Origin of the sequence: Paenibacillus sp. FSL R7-0331 (assembly GCF_000758645.1) — a bacterium.
Taxonomy (GTDB): domain Bacteria; phylum Bacillota; class Bacilli; order Paenibacillales; family Paenibacillaceae; genus Paenibacillus_AQ; species Paenibacillus_AQ camerounensis.
Window position 1 is genome coordinate 5,304,043 of sequence record NZ_CP009284.1, and the last position, 16,013, is coordinate 5,320,055.

Genomic DNA, 16,013 nt, shown 5'->3' on the forward strand with positions numbered 1-16,013 from the left:
TAATAGAGTCACAACTAGTTGTTATACCCTTCGAAAACTACAGCCTGACAGCATGCCCGCCGTCAAAAAAGTATAACCAGACCTCACTGACCGGCTCGCCGGTTATGTCATACAGCGCTTTGCTGTACAGCTCAAGCTGGAACCGGTATTTCTCCTTCAGGCTGCCGAGTCCGCCCTGATGCTCCAGAACGGCATCTGTTTTGTAATCGATCAGAATCAGCCGCCCGTCCTCGCGGAACAGGCAGTCGATAACCCCTTGGATCAGCACAGCTTCCGCAAGTGCACCGGCACCGGATTCCGGAGCTTCCAGCGCCGTCCGGTCATAATAATCAAGTCCCTCATAAGCCTCGCCGGCCGGAACCATATAGCTGAACGGCTGCTCTCTGCGTGTCCATTCCGCCCCGGACAGTCTCTTTCCGAGTTCACTGGAATAAAAGCTTTCCACTTCGCCCAGCTCCACCGCTTCCGCCTGCTCCCCGCTTAGAACAGCTATCCGGACAAGGCGAGCCAGCACCGCTTCAAGAACCGTACGGTCAACAGGCCCATCCAGCGGAACATGCTGCATGACTGTATGGTAGGCTGTACCGCGCTCCGCGCCGGTCAGTCCCCGTTTCTCCATAAACTTGGGACGGCGCAGCTGCAGGCTGTCCGTACGTGCAGTCTGTCCCTTGCCCCGGACGGTTCCGGCTGCAGCCCGTTCCTCCAGCAGATCGAAAGACGGCTGATCCTGTAAGGACAGCATGGATTTGAGCTCCGTGACTGAGGTCTTCGCCGGAATGGCGGAAGCGGCGGCCAGCGGATACTCCCACTGCAGCCTGGCGGCGATCTCGCCGGCGGCCGGTGTACTATAAGCCGTAACCGTCTTGCCTTTGCGCAGCGCTTCGAGCACCTGCCGCTTCTCTTCATTCTTGGCTGAATCTTCTTCTCCAGCCGTATAAGTGCTTGAGCTTAATGCCGCGGCGTTCTGCACAGAAATGCTCCAGTTGGAGCTGTCACTGTGCAAGACCGTTGATCCGGCCCCCTCTACGCCTGCCAGCTTACGCAAAACCGCTGCAGCGGGGTGACGGATCAGCGCCGGACCGACCCAATCCAGATAGCTGCGGCCTCTGGCCAGCAGATGGTCGGCCAGCAGCAGCTCCCCGCGGCTCTGCGTACCCGCCCATGAGGATACGGTCCGGGGGACATCACGCAATGTGCCGACGAGAATCATCTTGTCTCTCGGCCGGGTCAGGCCCACATAGAGCACACGCATCTCCTCGGCCAGCAGCTCAAGCCGGGAGCGCCGGTTGATTGCCAGAAAAGGGAGCGTCGGGTAGCTGACTCTCGTCTCCCGCTCCACAAAACGCGGTCCAAAGCCAAGCTCCTTGTGCATCAGGAACGGGGAATGCAGATCCTGGCGGTTGAACTGCTTGGCCATCCCTGCAATGAAAACAACCGGGAATTCCAGACCCTTGGACTTGTGTATGGTCATGATGCTCACCCCGCCGGCCTCTTCTCCGCTTCCTCCGGCAACCCCGAGATCACCCCCGTTGTCCCGCAGCCGGTTGATAAAGACGAGGAAGCGGAACAAACCGCGCGCCGTGGTATCCTTCTCGAACTGTACAGCCCGGTCATACAGCGCCTTAAGGTTATTCTGGCGCTGGAAGCCGCCGGGCAATCCGCCGGCCCACTCCAGATATCCGCTTTCCCCGTAGATGCGCCAGATCAGGGCACTCAGGCTGCCCTGCCGGGCGGCATCACGCCAGCCTTCCAGCTGCATGAGGAAATGCTTCAGCTTCGCATGCAGCCCCGGTGCAATCTGCATAACTGCCTCCGCAGCAGCATCTCCATGGACAGACTGCTGCTGCGCAGCTGCTGTCTCCGCCTGCACTCGTCCGGCATCTGACCGTTCCATTTGCCCGCCATATCCCACCTCTGCGAATTCCTCATCCGGCGCAAGGCCAGTGTAATCAAGTACAGGCTTACCTGTATTCCCTATACCAGTTGCCGCCAAAAGCGCATCATAGAATGTTCCGTTGCTGCACAGACGCACCTCCGCCAGCTGCTCCTCGGTCAGGCCGACAACCGGCGAGCGCAGGACACCGGCGAGCGGAATATCCTGGCTCGGATTATCCACAATCTGCAGCAGCGCAAGAGCGATCTCCACCTCGGTGGCCTGGAAATAACCCTTGTTCTGGTCACCGAAGGCCGGAATACCTTCCAGGCGCAGTTCCTCGATCAGGAGCGGCGTCCAGATCCGGGCAGAGCGCAGCAGAATCACAATGTCGCCGTATACGACCGGACGCATCAGCTTCTGCGATTTATCATAGATCAGGAGCGGTGCGCCTCCGGCCATTCCGGTCATCTGCTGGATGCGCCGGGCAATGGCCCGCGCCTCAAGCTGGGCTGTCTCACTTTCGGCCGCTTCATTCTCCTGTGCCGGGAGCTCCCCGTCCTCACCAGACTCCCCGGCATGTGCGCCGGAAGAAGTCCCCCGGTCAATCAGCAGCAGCTCCGGAGCAAAGTACGTGTCGGGTCCCTTATCGGCAGCTCCGGGAAAGTTAGCCCCGTACACCAGCTCGGCACGCTCATCATAGCTGATCTCGGCAACGGTCTTGTCCATAATCTGCCGGAAAATCATATTGACCGCACTCACGACCTCCATCCGGCTGCGGAAATTCCGGGCCAGGTCAATGACCATCCCGCCGGCGCCGCTTGTTGCTCCGGTTCTGTTACCGCCTGCGGTATCCTCAATACCCTTCTTCCTGCCTTCACCGCCCGCGTCTCCCGCAGAGCTGTAGCTGTTGTACTTGTCCAGGAACAGCCCCGGCTCCGCCAGCCGGAAGCGGTAAATGCTCTGCTTCATATCACCGACCATAAAGCGGTTGCCCGGCGCTTCACGCGAGATCAGCCGCACAATTTCTTCCTGTACACTGTTCGTATCCTGATATTCGTCAAGCAGCACTTCATCAAACTGCGCCCGGTACTCCATTGCTGCATCGGAAGGCAAGGAGCTGCCCGGCCTGGAATCCGAATGGCGCAGGATCTGCAGGCAGTAGTGCTCCAGATCGCTGAAATCAACAAGTCCCCGTCCGGCCTTCTCTATACGGTAGCGCTCGCCGAAGGTGATCACCGTCTCTGCCAGCTCATTCATCAGCGGAGCCGCTGTATGCAGCTCTGCCAGAAAGGCATCCGCCGGACGCCCGAACAGGGATTTCTGCAAATCAAGCAGACTCTTCTTCACGTTGTCGCGCAGCTCCTTGACCATCTCCTGCAGAGCCGGATCGGTTGAATCCTTACGGCAGGCCTTCAGCTTGCCGAAATAGACTTCTACAAAGACATCATACAGCTCTGCCCAGGGCCGTGAGGCTACAGCCTCCTGCATCCCGCGTACCATTGCCAGATCCTCGGCCAGATTATCCGCATACGGCGCCGGACCGCCGGGCTGCAGGGAAATCTCCTGTGCCTGGACCAGCTGGCTTACAGCTCCGTCCAGCGTCAGCCTGGCTTCCGCCAGAATGCTCTGCACCCATTGCGTCTGTCCAAGGCTTGCGGTATCCGGGAGCGCAAACTCAGCCGCAGTGTCCCGCAGCCATTGATCAGGCCACGGATGGCTGCGTGAAAAATCATGCAGCCGCTGCACCAGCGCATGCACCGCATCGTCACTGCGCTCCCCGCTGAACCAGTCGGCCAGCTGAACAAACACACTGTCTTCTCCGTCCTCCGTCATTTCACCGTACTTCTCCTCCAGCAGCTCTTCCAGCAGCTCCTGGCGCATCATCTCCGCTTCATGCTCATTGAGAATCCGGAAGCCGGGATCAATCGGGATCAGCTGATAATAGCGACGGATGACCTCAAGGCAAAAGGAGTGCAGAGTCGTAATCGAAGCTCTGCCTAGCAGGGCAAGCTGGCGCCGCAGATGGCCTTCGTCCCCGCGTTCCTCATCTGCTGCGGATTCTGTCTCCTCCAGCTTCTTTTCCAATGCTTCACGGATCCGCTGGCGCATTTCTGACGCTGCCGCTTTGGTAAACGTAGCCACCAGCAGACGGTCCACACTGAAGCCGGTCTGCGCGCTGCTGATTTTGCGGATAATCCGCTCTACCAGCACAGCCGTTTTGCCGGAGCCTGCCGCCGCCGCTACCAGTATATCGTCGCCGCTCTCAGCAATGGCCCGCCACTGGTCATCGCTCCAAAAGCTGCCCTCGGGCTTGGGTTCCAGTTCGGTTCTGTTTCTCACGCGTTTTCTCCTCCTTTGCGGGACAGCAGGTCCCAGACGGCATCCTTGGCCGGTTTGCCCAGATTGTTGTAGCCGTTCCCTTCAACCGCTTCATCGAACTGGCACACAGGGCGGAACGAACAGAAGGTGCAGGCAGTCTCCTGCTGAATCCGGTACGGCTGGATGGCAACATCCCCTTCCGTAATACGTGTTCCGATCTCGGTAATGTTGCTGCGTACAGCCGACAAAAGATGTCCCCACTGCTCAGGCGTTGCAACAGACGCACTGCTGTAGAAGCTCCCGTCACTTTTCAGCGCTACCGGCACTATGGACGAATGCCCTTTATCCAGTGTTGTATCCATCAGGGACACGACCTCACGGTCTGCTGTCAATAGCCCCTTCATTTTGAAGCGTTTGAGCAGCTCCTGCGCTGCCTGTTCGGAATTTAGCCCGTTCGGCGATGACAGCAGCGGATCATGCACATGAAAATATAAAGTTCCCGCAGGGAGGGCTGCCTTGCCAAGCCACTGCTCAGAATACGTAAGCAGCACGTCGAGATAGGTCAGCATCTGCAGCGACAGCCCGTAATAAACCTCATGCAGCTTAAGATCCTTCTGGCTGGACTTGTAATCAATGACCCGCAGCAGCACACCCTGCTCGCTGTCCGCCATATCCACCCGGTCAATCCTGCCCACGACTTCCATAATGCAGCCGTTAGGCAGTGTAATTCTCAGCGGAGGCAGCTCCTTGCCCGGTCCAAAATCAAGCTCCAGCCCGGCCAGCTCAAAGCTGCCCCGGCGGGCATGCTCACCGAGAATAACGGAGGCCCGTCCTACAATATTCTTCAGCTTGCGGGAAATATAGCCGTACCGCTTAGTGCTCATCAGAATCTCACCCTGCAGCAGCGGAGACAGCTTATCCACTGTCGCTCCCGCCTCACGGCGGCATTCCTCTGCAGACATACTGCCCCAGCCTCTGCCCTGCTCCTGCAGCCGTTTGGCCATGTCACTCAGCGCAGCATGGAATAGCTGGCCGATATCAGGAGCCTGCAGCTTGTACAGCTGGCGCTCCCTCAGCCTTAAACCGTATGAGGCAAAATGGGAGAACGAGCAGGCGACAAACTTTTCCATCCGCGAGACACTCCCGCGCAGTGTGGAGCCGCCATACAGCCTCAGGCTGGTCTCACGCCGCAGCGGAATCCCGCTGTTGCGGTAGAACAATGATCCGAGCAGACGCTCTAGCGGCAGCCGGCGCTCCTCACTGCCGCTGATGTACCAGTTATAGACATCCCACCACATCCCGGGAATCTCAACACCCTGTTTCCAGTGCCGCAGCTGCATTATCAGCATGCGCAGTGTCTGCTCCCGCTGTCCGATGAAGCCGAGGTGACGTGCTTCTCCCCGCGGATCGTCCGGGTGAAGCCCTGAAGGAAAGCCGGACATGACCTGTTCGCTCAAAGCATCAGGGAACAGGACGTGAAGCTGGCGGATAATCTCAGAAGGCAACAACGCTTTGCCCTCTTCATCCGCAGTGGCATAGCTGATCCACAGCCTGCAGCTGGCTGTCGTAAGTGCATTATAAATAAGAAACCGCTCGTCAAGCAGCTTGCGTGAAGCTCCGGGAGCCAGCTCCATTCCGGCATTCTCCAGCAGCATCCGTTCGCCCTCAGACAGAATTCCGTCCTCTTTGAACTGCGCAGGAACGACACCTTCATTGAATCCAAGCAAAAAGGCGTACTTCACGCCTGTAGTCCGGGTCCGGTCCATCGTTCCGACCAGCACCTGATCCAGAGACGGCGGAACAAGCCCCATCTTGAGTTCGGTAAGGCCGGTTTCCAGCACTCCGGCGAACAGCTCAAACTCCAGCCGCTCGTCGCCCATCATCTCGGCAATCTGGTCCAGCAGTTCAAGCACCGCATCCCACAGCTGGCTGTGCTCACGGGCAAGGGCGGGCTCCCCCCGTTCCAGAGCAGCGGCACTACGCTGCTCCAGCTTGCGGGCAATGTCCGCCTCCTGCAGAAGAAGATATACCGCAGTACACAGCTCAAGCCCGCTGCGGCTTTTCTTCACTCTTTTCTCAAAAGCATAGAGCGGTCCCGTAATGGCCTCCCGGCAGGCTTCCATCTTCGCCAGCAGCGCCTCATCCACAGCTCTGGCCCCTTCCAGCGTGAGGCTCGGTATTCCCTTCCACGGTTTGCCGTTAGTCCAGCGGTAGCCCTGGATGCCGCAGGCAAGCACATAGTTCTCAAGCCGGTCCATATCCTCCCGGGTCAGGCTGCCGTCAGCCGGCAGCAGCAGCTCCGTCTTCACGCAGCGGAATACATCCTCGTAACGCCAGCGGCGGCGCACGATATCAAGTGCGGAGCGGACAAATTCCGCCAGCGGATGATGCAGCTCGCTGGCCTTCTGGTCAAGGAAAAACGGAATGCCGTAATCATTAAACAAAGGGGCAATCAGCGACTCATAGTCGCTGATGCTCCGCATGAATACAGCCATCTCTCCATACCTGGCCCCTTCCTCGCGGGCAAGCCTGAGCATTTCGCGCAGCGCGCCCTCAACCTCTGTCCGGCGGGAGGAGGCTGCACTTAGAGACAGCTCACTGCTTACTTGTTCAGCGCCGCCGGTCCACTTCCATCGCCGTCCGTAGCCGCGTTCCAGATGGGCAAGGGCGGGGCTGCCTGCAAACCGCGGCAGCACAGGCGGGGCAAGCAGCTCGTCCCACACTTCAAGGCCGGCCTCCTCCGCCATTCCGCGCAGCTTGATATACGTAACAGCCGGGGGATGGAACAGCTCCAGCTCATGCGGCTGCAGCCCCGGCGGATAAATTTTATCTAAGGTCAGCGCTACTGTTACACTAGAGGCATGGAGCATAATCTCCCGCAGCACTACTAATTCCTGCGGGGTAAAGCCATGGAAGCTATCCACCCAGACTTCGGCTCCGCGGATATAGGAGGAGTCCTGAATATGGGCGGCAAGCTCAGCCAGCCTGTCCTCTTCGTCGATGTACAGTCCTGCCATCTCCCGTTCGAGATCGCTGAATACAAGCTGGAGATCATCCAGCTTGCCTGCCAGTATCGGACTGCCCGGCGAGGAGTCCCGCATTCTGGACAGCTGCTCCTCCAAGTCACTGGTCCCGAGGCAGCAACGCTTCAGCTCTGTATGCAGGCTGCTCAGCCGCTCGATGAAGCCGGGCCGGTCGCCGGAAGCGCCAAACAGCTTGAGCTCCTCCTTGCGGCGGCTGATAATTTTGTAGAGCAGCATTTTTTTGCCCTCTTCACTGATCGGCAGGCCGGCGCTGCCTCCGGTCTCCTGCTTCACCCGGTAAGCCAGGCGTGAGAAGCTGAGTGTCTGTGCCCGCAGGCTGCCCTTTGCCTTTCCCGTATCCAGCAGTCCGCGCTCTGCACTGAATGAGCCCTGCTCCGGAACCAGCATAATCAGCGGAGCACCCAGCGGCTCCTTCTCCAGCCTGGAGGAAATCTCCTCCCGGATTTTTGTTGTCTTGCCGCTGCCCGAGCGGCCTAGCAAAAAGCGTACCGTCATTGCAGTAGACTCCTTCCGTTTCACAGATTCAGCGCATCCGCACAAATCCAAGTTACATTCGTCCCAACATTATAGCATATTTACCCCCTGCATAACAGAACGTACGTTTGCCATTGTTTTCAAATCTTCATTGTCCCCTGCGGATAACACAACAAATACCCCTGCATAGCAGAGCCGTAACATGGGTGCTGAATTAGGTAATTTGAAGAAAATCCCGAGAACTTATACATCCTTTACGATCCAAAAAGACTGCACGCCATGCCGGCGGCAGTCTCCTGATTTCATTATTCTAAACTAATAATATAAAAGGCTTGAATTTGCTAGTTTTTCTGCAGTAAGGCGCCCAGCCACTCCTGTGCCTCCGCTTCTTCAGCGAATACATTGCCCGGACAGCCGTACACCTTTTTGGTGGAAAGAGCCGTTACCGGTTTATACAGGGCGAGCAGCTTCGAGCTGGCAGTTACAACCGCGATTCCGGCACAGCTGCGCGCAATCAGCCCCTTATGCGACTTGCACCAGTCCATATACAGCCTGGTCACCTCACGCTCAGGGCGTTCCCCGCGCTCTCCCTTCTGAATCATGATCAGCGCGAACCTGGAATTTCCTGCCAGAAGCTTTTCCCAGTATGCAATATATTCATCGACAGTCTCCCGGTCGAACTGATCTCCCAGATTAATCGTAACCAGCGGCCATGCGGATTCATCCAAAACAATTGCCATTGCTGTACCCTCCCGTAGTTAAGATGAGATGCGGAACCCTGCCGTGTCCTGCTGCAGTCTCCACAGCCGCGCGTACAGCCCGTCTGCTGCCAGCAGCTCCTCATGTCTGCCCTGCTGCACCATTACTCCTTGCTCAAGCACGATGATATTATCCGCCCCGCGGATAGTCTTCAGGCGGTGGGCAATAACAATTACTGTCCGTCCCAGGATCAGCGAGTTGACAGCCTTTTGAATTTCCGCCTCGTTCTGCGGATCAAGCGAAGCTGTGGCTTCATCCAGCAGAACAATCGGCGCATCCTTCAATATTGCCCGGGCAATGGACAGCCGCTGCTTCTCACCGCCGGAGAGCGTGCTTCCTCCCTCACCAACCGGCGTTTCATAGCCCTGCGGCAGCTTACTGATAAAATCATGGCAGCGTGCCTTTGTAGCCGCCCGGATAATGTCCTCGCGCGTTGCGCCCGGCCGTCCGAACGCGATATTATTAGCGATCGTATCCTGGAAGAGGTACACATCCTGAAAGACAACCGATACCGCCTTGAGCAGATGCTCCGGATCAATGCCGCTCAGCTTACGGCCGCCCAGGTAAACAGCACCTTCATCCGGGTCATAGAACCTTGAGATCAGCCGCAGAACGGTGCTTTTTCCGCTGCCTGAAGGACCAACAATTGCTGTCAATGCCCCCTGCGGCAGGACAAAGCTCAGATTATTAAGCACCTTCGTCTCTCCATAGCCGAAGGATACATTCTCGAAGGTAACCGTGCTGTCTGAGGGAAGCGGCCCGGTGTCCCCAGTCATCACCGGCTCCTGCAGCAGCTTGACAATCCTTTCCCCGGCCTGCTCGTTATAACGAAATTCCGCATAATTGGTCAGTGCGGAGGTCAGCGGATCATAGATGCGCGTACCAACAATAAGGAACACGGCAAACTGCAGGACACCAAGACTTCCGCCCAGCAGCAGCTGGACGCCGGCATACACCAGAAGCGGCAGCCCGGCCCGGAGCAGACCGACTGCCGTTAGTACGACAGGACCAAAAATCCCCTCCAGCCGGATGCTCTCCTTCATCAACCTCCTGAATGCCGTATCCAACCTGGCGAAACGCTCCCCGGTCAGATTATAAGCCTTCATAACGCGGATACCGTTCAAGTATTCCTGCAGCCGGTTGGCTGCGTTCAGCTTGGCCCGCATATGTGAGCTGCCGAGCCTGCGCTGCAGTCTGGATGTCAGGAGTATCAGCAGCAGGGCAACCGGCAGCGCTGCGAACATGGAGAGAGCCATCCGCCAGTCCAGAAGCAGCATGCCGGCCAGCGCAAAGACCGGAAGTACAAAAGCGCCGGCCAGCTGCGGCAGCAGATGGGAGATTCCTGTCTCAACCAGAGTATAGTCACCCATCATCATGTTGGCCAGATCACCCGGATCGCGGCGGTACAGAACTCCAAGCGGCAGCTTGCGCAGATGCTCGGCCAGTCCGGCCCTGCCCTCGGCAGCGACATTGTAGGCGCCGCGGTAAGCAGCACGGTAAGCAGGAATTTCGCTCAAGAATATGAGCAGGGCCGTTCCTGCCAGTCCGGCACAGAGCCACCACAGCCGCTCAATCTGCAGTACGGCTCCCGGTGTTATGTATGGCTCAAATATCAGCCGGACCGCTTCAATTACAAGTGCAAACGGAAATACGGCAACCAGATTGCCCAATAGTGAAAACAGCACCGGCTTCAGCAGCTGCCGGGGCTTGCCGGCTGTAATATTATGCAGTACCTTCATGCTCTGCCCCTCCCCGTTCCATCTGCCACTCATCAGCGCCCAGATAAGCCTGCCACATCCCCGCATACAGGCCGTTCCGGGCGACGAGTGCCCCATGATCACCGCGCTCGGCAATTTCTCCGTCCTGCAGCACAAGAATCTGCCCGGCATCACGTATGGAAGACAGCCTGTGCGCAATAACCAGCACGGTTTTGCCGCGCATCAGCTCACTCAGGGCAAGCTGCATCTTATGCTCGTTCTCCGGATCGGCAAAAGCAGTCGCCTCATCAAGCACGAGCACCGGCGCATTCCGCAGAATCGCCCTGGCTACGGCAACCCGCTGCTCTTCGCCGCCGGACAGATAAACGCCGCCCTCGCCGATCAGCGTCTGGTAGCCCTGCGGCAGCCGGCTGATAAAATCATCGCACTGGGCTGCACGCGCTGCGGCTTCAACCTCCGCCTGGGTAGCTCCGGGGCGGCCTACCGCAATATTTTCATACAGCGTATCGTAGAAAAGAAACGTTTCCTGGAATACAAAAGCCACGGTATCCATCAGCTCATGGATTGCCATATTGCGGATATCCACCCCTCCGATGAAAATGGCCCCCGCACCCGGGTCCCAGAAGCGCGGCACCAGACTGGCGACAGTCGACTTGCCTGAGCCGGAAGGGCCGACAAGCGCGGTAACCTTTCCCTGCTCGGCAAGGAATGAAATATGCTTCAGTGCTTCTCCGCCCTTCCCGTCCTCATGATAGGAAAAGCTTACATCAGCGAATTCAATGCTATAGCCCTGTGGCGACTGTGGGGCCGTTGTCTCCGGTACAGGCCGGCGGGACAGCAGATCATCCATCCGCCGCACCCCTTCACCGATATCCCGGGTGCTGGAGGCCAGCATCAGCAGCTTGTACAGCGGCCCGGAAACGCCCGGCGCCATCACCAGGAAGAACAGAAGCAGCAAAGCAACGGACTGTGAATCCGGCTCACGCCGCAGAAGCAGGATTCCTGCCGGCAGAATGAACACGAACAGGGAGGCCAGCAGTGTTTTGAACGCAATATAACCATTCTGGAAGCGGTCTGTGAACGCCAGGCAATTATCGCGGTAGCTGGCCATATCCCCATAGAATTTACGGAACGAGTGTACTGTCTGCCCGAACACCTTGACTGCTGGCATTCCCCGCACATACTGTACGGCAGAGGTATTAATCTGCTCCAGTGCTTCATGATACGCTCTGACCCTGTCCCGGCCCTTGCCGCCTGCCATCAGCGAAGCCTGAATGATAAAGCCGAGTACAATCGGCAGCAGACAGGCAACGGCCAGCAGCGGGCTCAGCCAGAACATGATGCCGATCATCAGCACGGTAGTCACCGCCGCACTGATCAGATCGGGAAGCTGGTGGGCGATAAAGGTTTCCACCTTTTCCACATTCTGCTCCAGCGTTTTTTTGACAGCTCCGGTGGAGGTGCCGTTCAGGTAACCGAGCGGCAGCCTGCCCAGATGCTCCGTCATCCTGATGCGCAAATTGTACTGAATCCGGAAAGCTGCAAGATGTGAGCACATAATGCCGCAGTAAGAGGTAATTAGGCCTAGAACAAGTCCCGACAGCGCTACACCTCCCCACCAGATCATCGTTTTCCCGTCTATTCCGCCTGGTGCCGCAGCATGGCGCAGCAGCTCGGCGAGAATGAAATATACCGAGATAAAAGGCACAAGCATCAGCACAGCGCTGGCAGATGAGAACAGCCCGGAGCAGAGCAGCAGCCCTCTTTTCTCACCGGCAATTTCCAGCAGCCTCAGCAGGCCTGTTTTGGTTCTGGTCTTGCCCACAGCTTCTCCCCCCATTCTTCAGAAATACATCCGCAAGAAGTGCATTGAGAATTATTCTCTGTGAACAAGTGTAGGCCAGCCGCTCCCTCCGGTACTACCCATTACGGGAGCTTTAACGCTCAAATCAGGAGTATTTCGGCGCATTACGCCGGCTGCTGACTGCATATTCACCAGGGCTTGTCCCGAATCTTTTACGGAAGGCTGCTGCAAAATGGCTGATATTCCCATATCCGACCTGTGCCGCTGCCTCACTCACGCTCATTCTCCCCTGCTCCAGCAGGCGGTGGGCATGCTGCAGCCGCTGCTCAATTACATAGGCATGCACCGTTGAGCCGAACATTTCCTTAAAGCCCTTTTTGAGCTTGAATTCATTAAGGCAGACCAGGCGGGACAAGCCGGCTAATGTAGGAGGCTGGGCGTAATCGCGCTGCAGCAGCTCTTTTGCCAGATGAAGGCTCCGGATATCCTCCCTGGACAGCTTGATCCCCGCAGGAATCCGCTCAGCTTCATACAACGATTCATTCAGGTATACAGCGAACAGCTCAAGCATCTTCCCCTCCAGATACAGTTTCCGCACCCCGCCGCTGTACGAACAGTCCGCAATCTGCGCCAGAAGCTGGCGGACCGCCGGTGTGATTTTATTTTTGGCAAAAAGAGCGCCGTCACTGCCCCCGAGCCCCAGCCGCCCGTCCCCGCTCATTCCCTCTGTCATCCGGCCGTAATGCTCCGGACTCATATCAATGCTGAGAAACCGGTAGCGTGCATCCCGCACATATCGGCAGCTCTCCGTTCTCCCGCCCCCGTTCAGCAGCGCAATCTCATCCTGCTCAATAGCGAAGGCGTCCCCCGTCAGCGAGGTTCCCCATTCAATTCCGTCCCCCAGGCAAAAAACCAGCTCCGTGCGCGGAGTCTTGAACTCACCGTTCGCCTCCATGTTGCGGTTAAACATAAGGTTAAAATCCGTCATCTGGATATGCCCCTGGCTGAGCAGGCTTTTGCAGCTTCCGCTTCCCAGCTCTTCAGGCGGGATGATCTCAAAATGGCTTCCGTCCAGACGGTACGTATGCTCGTAGCCATCGCAGAGCAGCGTTTTGTGCGCATCTATCCGTTCGTGGCCGCTGATGCTGCTGCCGGTTTGGTTCAACATGTTGTTCGCCTCCTTTTGTTAGGGCTAATTATATATGATAGTGAGAATGATTATCAATTGGATGATGGACGGATTGCTGTAAAAGAAAAAGAGTACCCTGGGGTACTCTCATGTAAAGTGGTCATATTCCAGCTTCCCCCGCCTTTTACAGGGGTACGCTGAATCAAAGGCATTTTTCCCTTTGATTTCTCCCTTTAGCCCGCGGCAGCCGGAAATCAGCGCCGTCCGCATCAGCTCATTATTTCTTGCTGCGCACCTCAAAGATCGCAAACTTCAGATAGTGGCCCTCGTCCACGCCGAGAATCTGCGGATGGTCCTTGCCGGCAGCCCGCCACTCGATCAGTCTCAGCACCTTGCCGGCATCCTTCGCCGCTTCGGCGATGGTGTCCAGGAACAGCTGCGGCTGCATGTGGTATGAGCAGCTTGCGGTTACCAGGTAGCCGCCCTCGTTAACCAGCTTCATGCCGTGCAGGTTGATGTCTTTGTATCCGCGGCAGGCTCCGGCAACGGCGCTTTTCGTTTTGGCAAAAGCAGGCGGGTCCAGGATGACGACATCCCAGGTGCGTCCGCCACCCGCTGTCATCGGCTTAGCCGTATCTGTCTTGACAGCCGGCTTGCCTCCAGGAACAGCCTCCGTTTTACCCGTTGCCCGCTCCGAACGCTCCTCCAGCCCTTTTACCTGATTACGCAGGAACGCAAACGCATCGTCCACAACGAACTCTACACGGTCCGTGAATCCGTTAATTTCAACGTTGGCCTTGGCGCTTTCAATCGCATGGGCAGAAACGTCAAGACAGGTCACCTTCTTCGCCCCGTATTTGCAGGCATGCAGCGTGAAGCTGCCCGTATGGGCGAAGCATTCCAGCACGGTCGCGCCGTCCCAGTAAGGGAAGGTAACCGGCTTGCCGCTCTTGTTCACCGGCAAGGTCTGCGTAGAACCGTCCTCTGCCTGTACTTCCTGCAGCGTAATCCCGCTGCGTCCGCCCCAGCCGTTCATCAGCGGAGCAATTGACGCACGGTTCTCGCGCTGGTCGAAGAAATAGCCGGTCTTCTGGCCTTCTTCAATATCGACAATGACCTTCAGTCCGTTCTCGCTAACTGTGATATGACGCGGGCACTCACCATACAGTACGCCGGTTCTCTGTTCAAGCCCTTCCAGCTCGCGGACCGAGACATCGCTGCGCTCATAGATGCCCTGCGGCTGCATAACCTGCACGAGCGCTTCAACAATCTCGTCCCGGCACTTGTCCATCCCCAGCGTGAGCAGCTGCACCACCAGCACATCTCCGAAGCGGTCGATGATCAGGCCTGGCAGAAAATCCGCCTCCCCGTAGACGAAGCGGTATGCATCCGCTCCCGGCAGGAACCGTTCCCGGTGCTGCAGGCAGCCCGTAAAGCGTTCGACGAAGAAGGCCGTGTCCATTGCAGCCAGCGGGGACTGCGACACAATCCTCACCCGGATCTGCGATGCCGGATTGTAATATCCGGTAGCCAGATATCTTCCCTGATGATTAAGCACATCCACCAGACTGCCGGCCTGCGGCTCCCCGTCCACTGAAGCTACTTCGCTGGCGAATACCCACGGGTGGGCCTGCTCCAGTCTTTTTTTGCGGTTTCGTTCCAGAATAACCGATGCCAATGACTTCAACTCCCTGTTCCTCTTGTAAATTTCATACATGTCCACTGCATTGCTTTCATATATTGGTGTACAACCCCCGTCCAAAGGAGCATGTCCTTATGATCCGTGACCTGCTGTTCCCTGTCATATACGGTCTTGTCATTTTTCTTGCCGGCATGAAGCTGATGGAAGCTGCGCTGGCCAAGCTCGCCGGCCCGCTGCTTACACGGAGCCTGCATAAGGCTACATCTACGCCGCTAAAAGGCCTTATCGCCAGCAGCCTGCTGTCGGCGCTGCTGCAGAGCAGCACCGCTGTAACCGTGCTGACCATCGGCATGGTCAATGCCGGGCTGCTCACCTATGCGCGTACGCTCGGCATTATTCTCGGCAGCAACATCGGCACCTGCCTGACCACCGAGCTGATCGGACTGCAGATCAGCTCGGCTGCCGCGCCGCTGCTCACGGCGGCGCTCTGCCTGTGGGCCGCTGCCGTCATCCTTGGCGAGCTGCCGCCCTTCGCCTGGCGTGCAGCCGAGGCCTGCCGCGCCGCCTCCGGCCCGCTTCAGTTCATCAGCCTGGCCGTAGCCGGCTTTGCACTGGTGCTATGGGGCATCGCCGTCATGCAGTCGGTCGGCCCCGCGCTTGAAACCAGCGGCCTGTTCCGCTGGTTCCTGAACCATGCGGCAACCAGCGCCCTGTGGGGGCTTGCCGCCGGAGCCTGCCTGACCGCGATGCTGCACAGCAGCGCTGCGGTCATCGGGATGGCAATGGGCCTGGCTTCCGCCAGCACCATGCCGCCCGAGATCGGGATCGCCATTGTGCTGGGCGCGAATGTCGGCACCTGTGTCACCGCCGTCATCGCCTCCATCGGCGGCTCAGCCTCCGGCAAGTTCGTCGCCGGCTCGCATGTGGCGCTCAACGTCGGCGGCGCCCTGCTGTTCCTGCCGTTTATCGGCCCGCTGCAGAGCATATCCGCTTCTTTCGGCGGCGGCCCCGCCTCCCAACTCGCTCATGCGCAGACGATCTTTAATGTCGTCTGCTCACTGGCCGTCCTGCCGCTGTGCTATCTGCCCCTCTGGTCCAGAGTCGAGCAGCGGCTCAGCCGCACTTAAGGCTTAGTCTGCCGAATCAGGCAGACTGAAAAGCAGCGGTTCTCCCACAACAGGAGAATCGCTGTATTATTATACTTCAAACTGCCCTGCGATACTAATTCATTCTCTTATCTTCTGACCC

Annotated in this window: 8 protein-coding genes; 1 reads left to right on the forward strand and 7 read right to left on the reverse strand. The window is 57.9% G+C overall.

The features are described 5' to 3' along the window. Nucleotides 1-37: 37 nt before the first annotated feature. The 7 genes from R70331_RS22885 to R70331_RS22915 all read right to left on the reverse strand — a co-directional run bounded on the left by R70331_RS22885 (nucleotide 38) and on the right by R70331_RS22915 (nucleotide 14,801). Nucleotides 38-4,216 carry a UvrD-helicase domain-containing protein gene (locus tag R70331_RS22885; RefSeq protein WP_042179442.1) on the reverse strand — a complete coding sequence of 1,393 codons (4,179 nt, stop codon included), beginning with the start codon at nucleotides 4,214-4,216 and terminating at the stop codon, nucleotides 38-40. After that, nucleotides 4,213-7,734 carry a helicase-exonuclease AddAB subunit AddB gene (addB, locus tag R70331_RS22890; RefSeq protein ID WP_042179446.1) on the reverse strand — a complete coding sequence of 1,174 codons (3,522 nt, stop codon included), beginning with the start codon at nucleotides 7,732-7,734 and terminating at the stop codon, nucleotides 4,213-4,215. The genes R70331_RS22885 and addB overlap by 4 nt, the downstream gene beginning before the upstream one ends. A 320-nt stretch (nucleotides 7,735-8,054) precedes the next feature. Then, entirely contained in the window at nucleotides 8,055-8,453 is a 399-nt protein-coding gene (locus tag R70331_RS22895) for a hypothetical protein (RefSeq protein WP_042179449.1), read from the reverse strand. 18 nt (nucleotides 8,454-8,471) lie between these two features. Then, entirely contained in the window at nucleotides 8,472-10,211 is a 1,740-nt protein-coding gene (locus tag R70331_RS22900) for an ABC transporter ATP-binding protein (protein ID WP_042179452.1), read from the reverse strand. Then, a complete protein-coding gene (locus R70331_RS22905) occupies nucleotides 10,195-12,015 on the reverse strand; it encodes an ABC transporter ATP-binding protein (protein WP_231576344.1) in 1,821 nt (606 codons plus the stop codon). The genes R70331_RS22900 and R70331_RS22905 overlap by 17 nt, the downstream gene beginning before the upstream one ends. A gap of 124 nt (nucleotides 12,016-12,139) precedes the next feature. Then, nucleotides 12,140-13,162 carry a helix-turn-helix transcriptional regulator gene (locus R70331_RS32190; protein ID WP_052419173.1) on the reverse strand — a complete coding sequence of 341 codons (1,023 nt, stop codon included), beginning with the start codon at nucleotides 13,160-13,162 and terminating at the stop codon, nucleotides 12,140-12,142. 238 nt (nucleotides 13,163-13,400) lie between these two features. Beyond that, a complete protein-coding gene (locus R70331_RS22915; protein WP_042179458.1) occupies nucleotides 13,401-14,801 on the reverse strand; it encodes a class I SAM-dependent rRNA methyltransferase in 1,401 nt (466 codons plus the stop codon). Between the two features lie 98 nt (nucleotides 14,802-14,899). Here R70331_RS22915 and R70331_RS22920 point away from each other — a divergent pair, with 98 nt between their 5' ends. Then, nucleotides 14,900-15,892, forward strand: coding sequence for a Na/Pi cotransporter family protein (locus R70331_RS22920; RefSeq protein WP_042179460.1), 993 nt, complete (start codon nucleotides 14,900-14,902; stop codon nucleotides 15,890-15,892). Nucleotides 15,893-16,013: the final 121 nt, after the last annotated feature.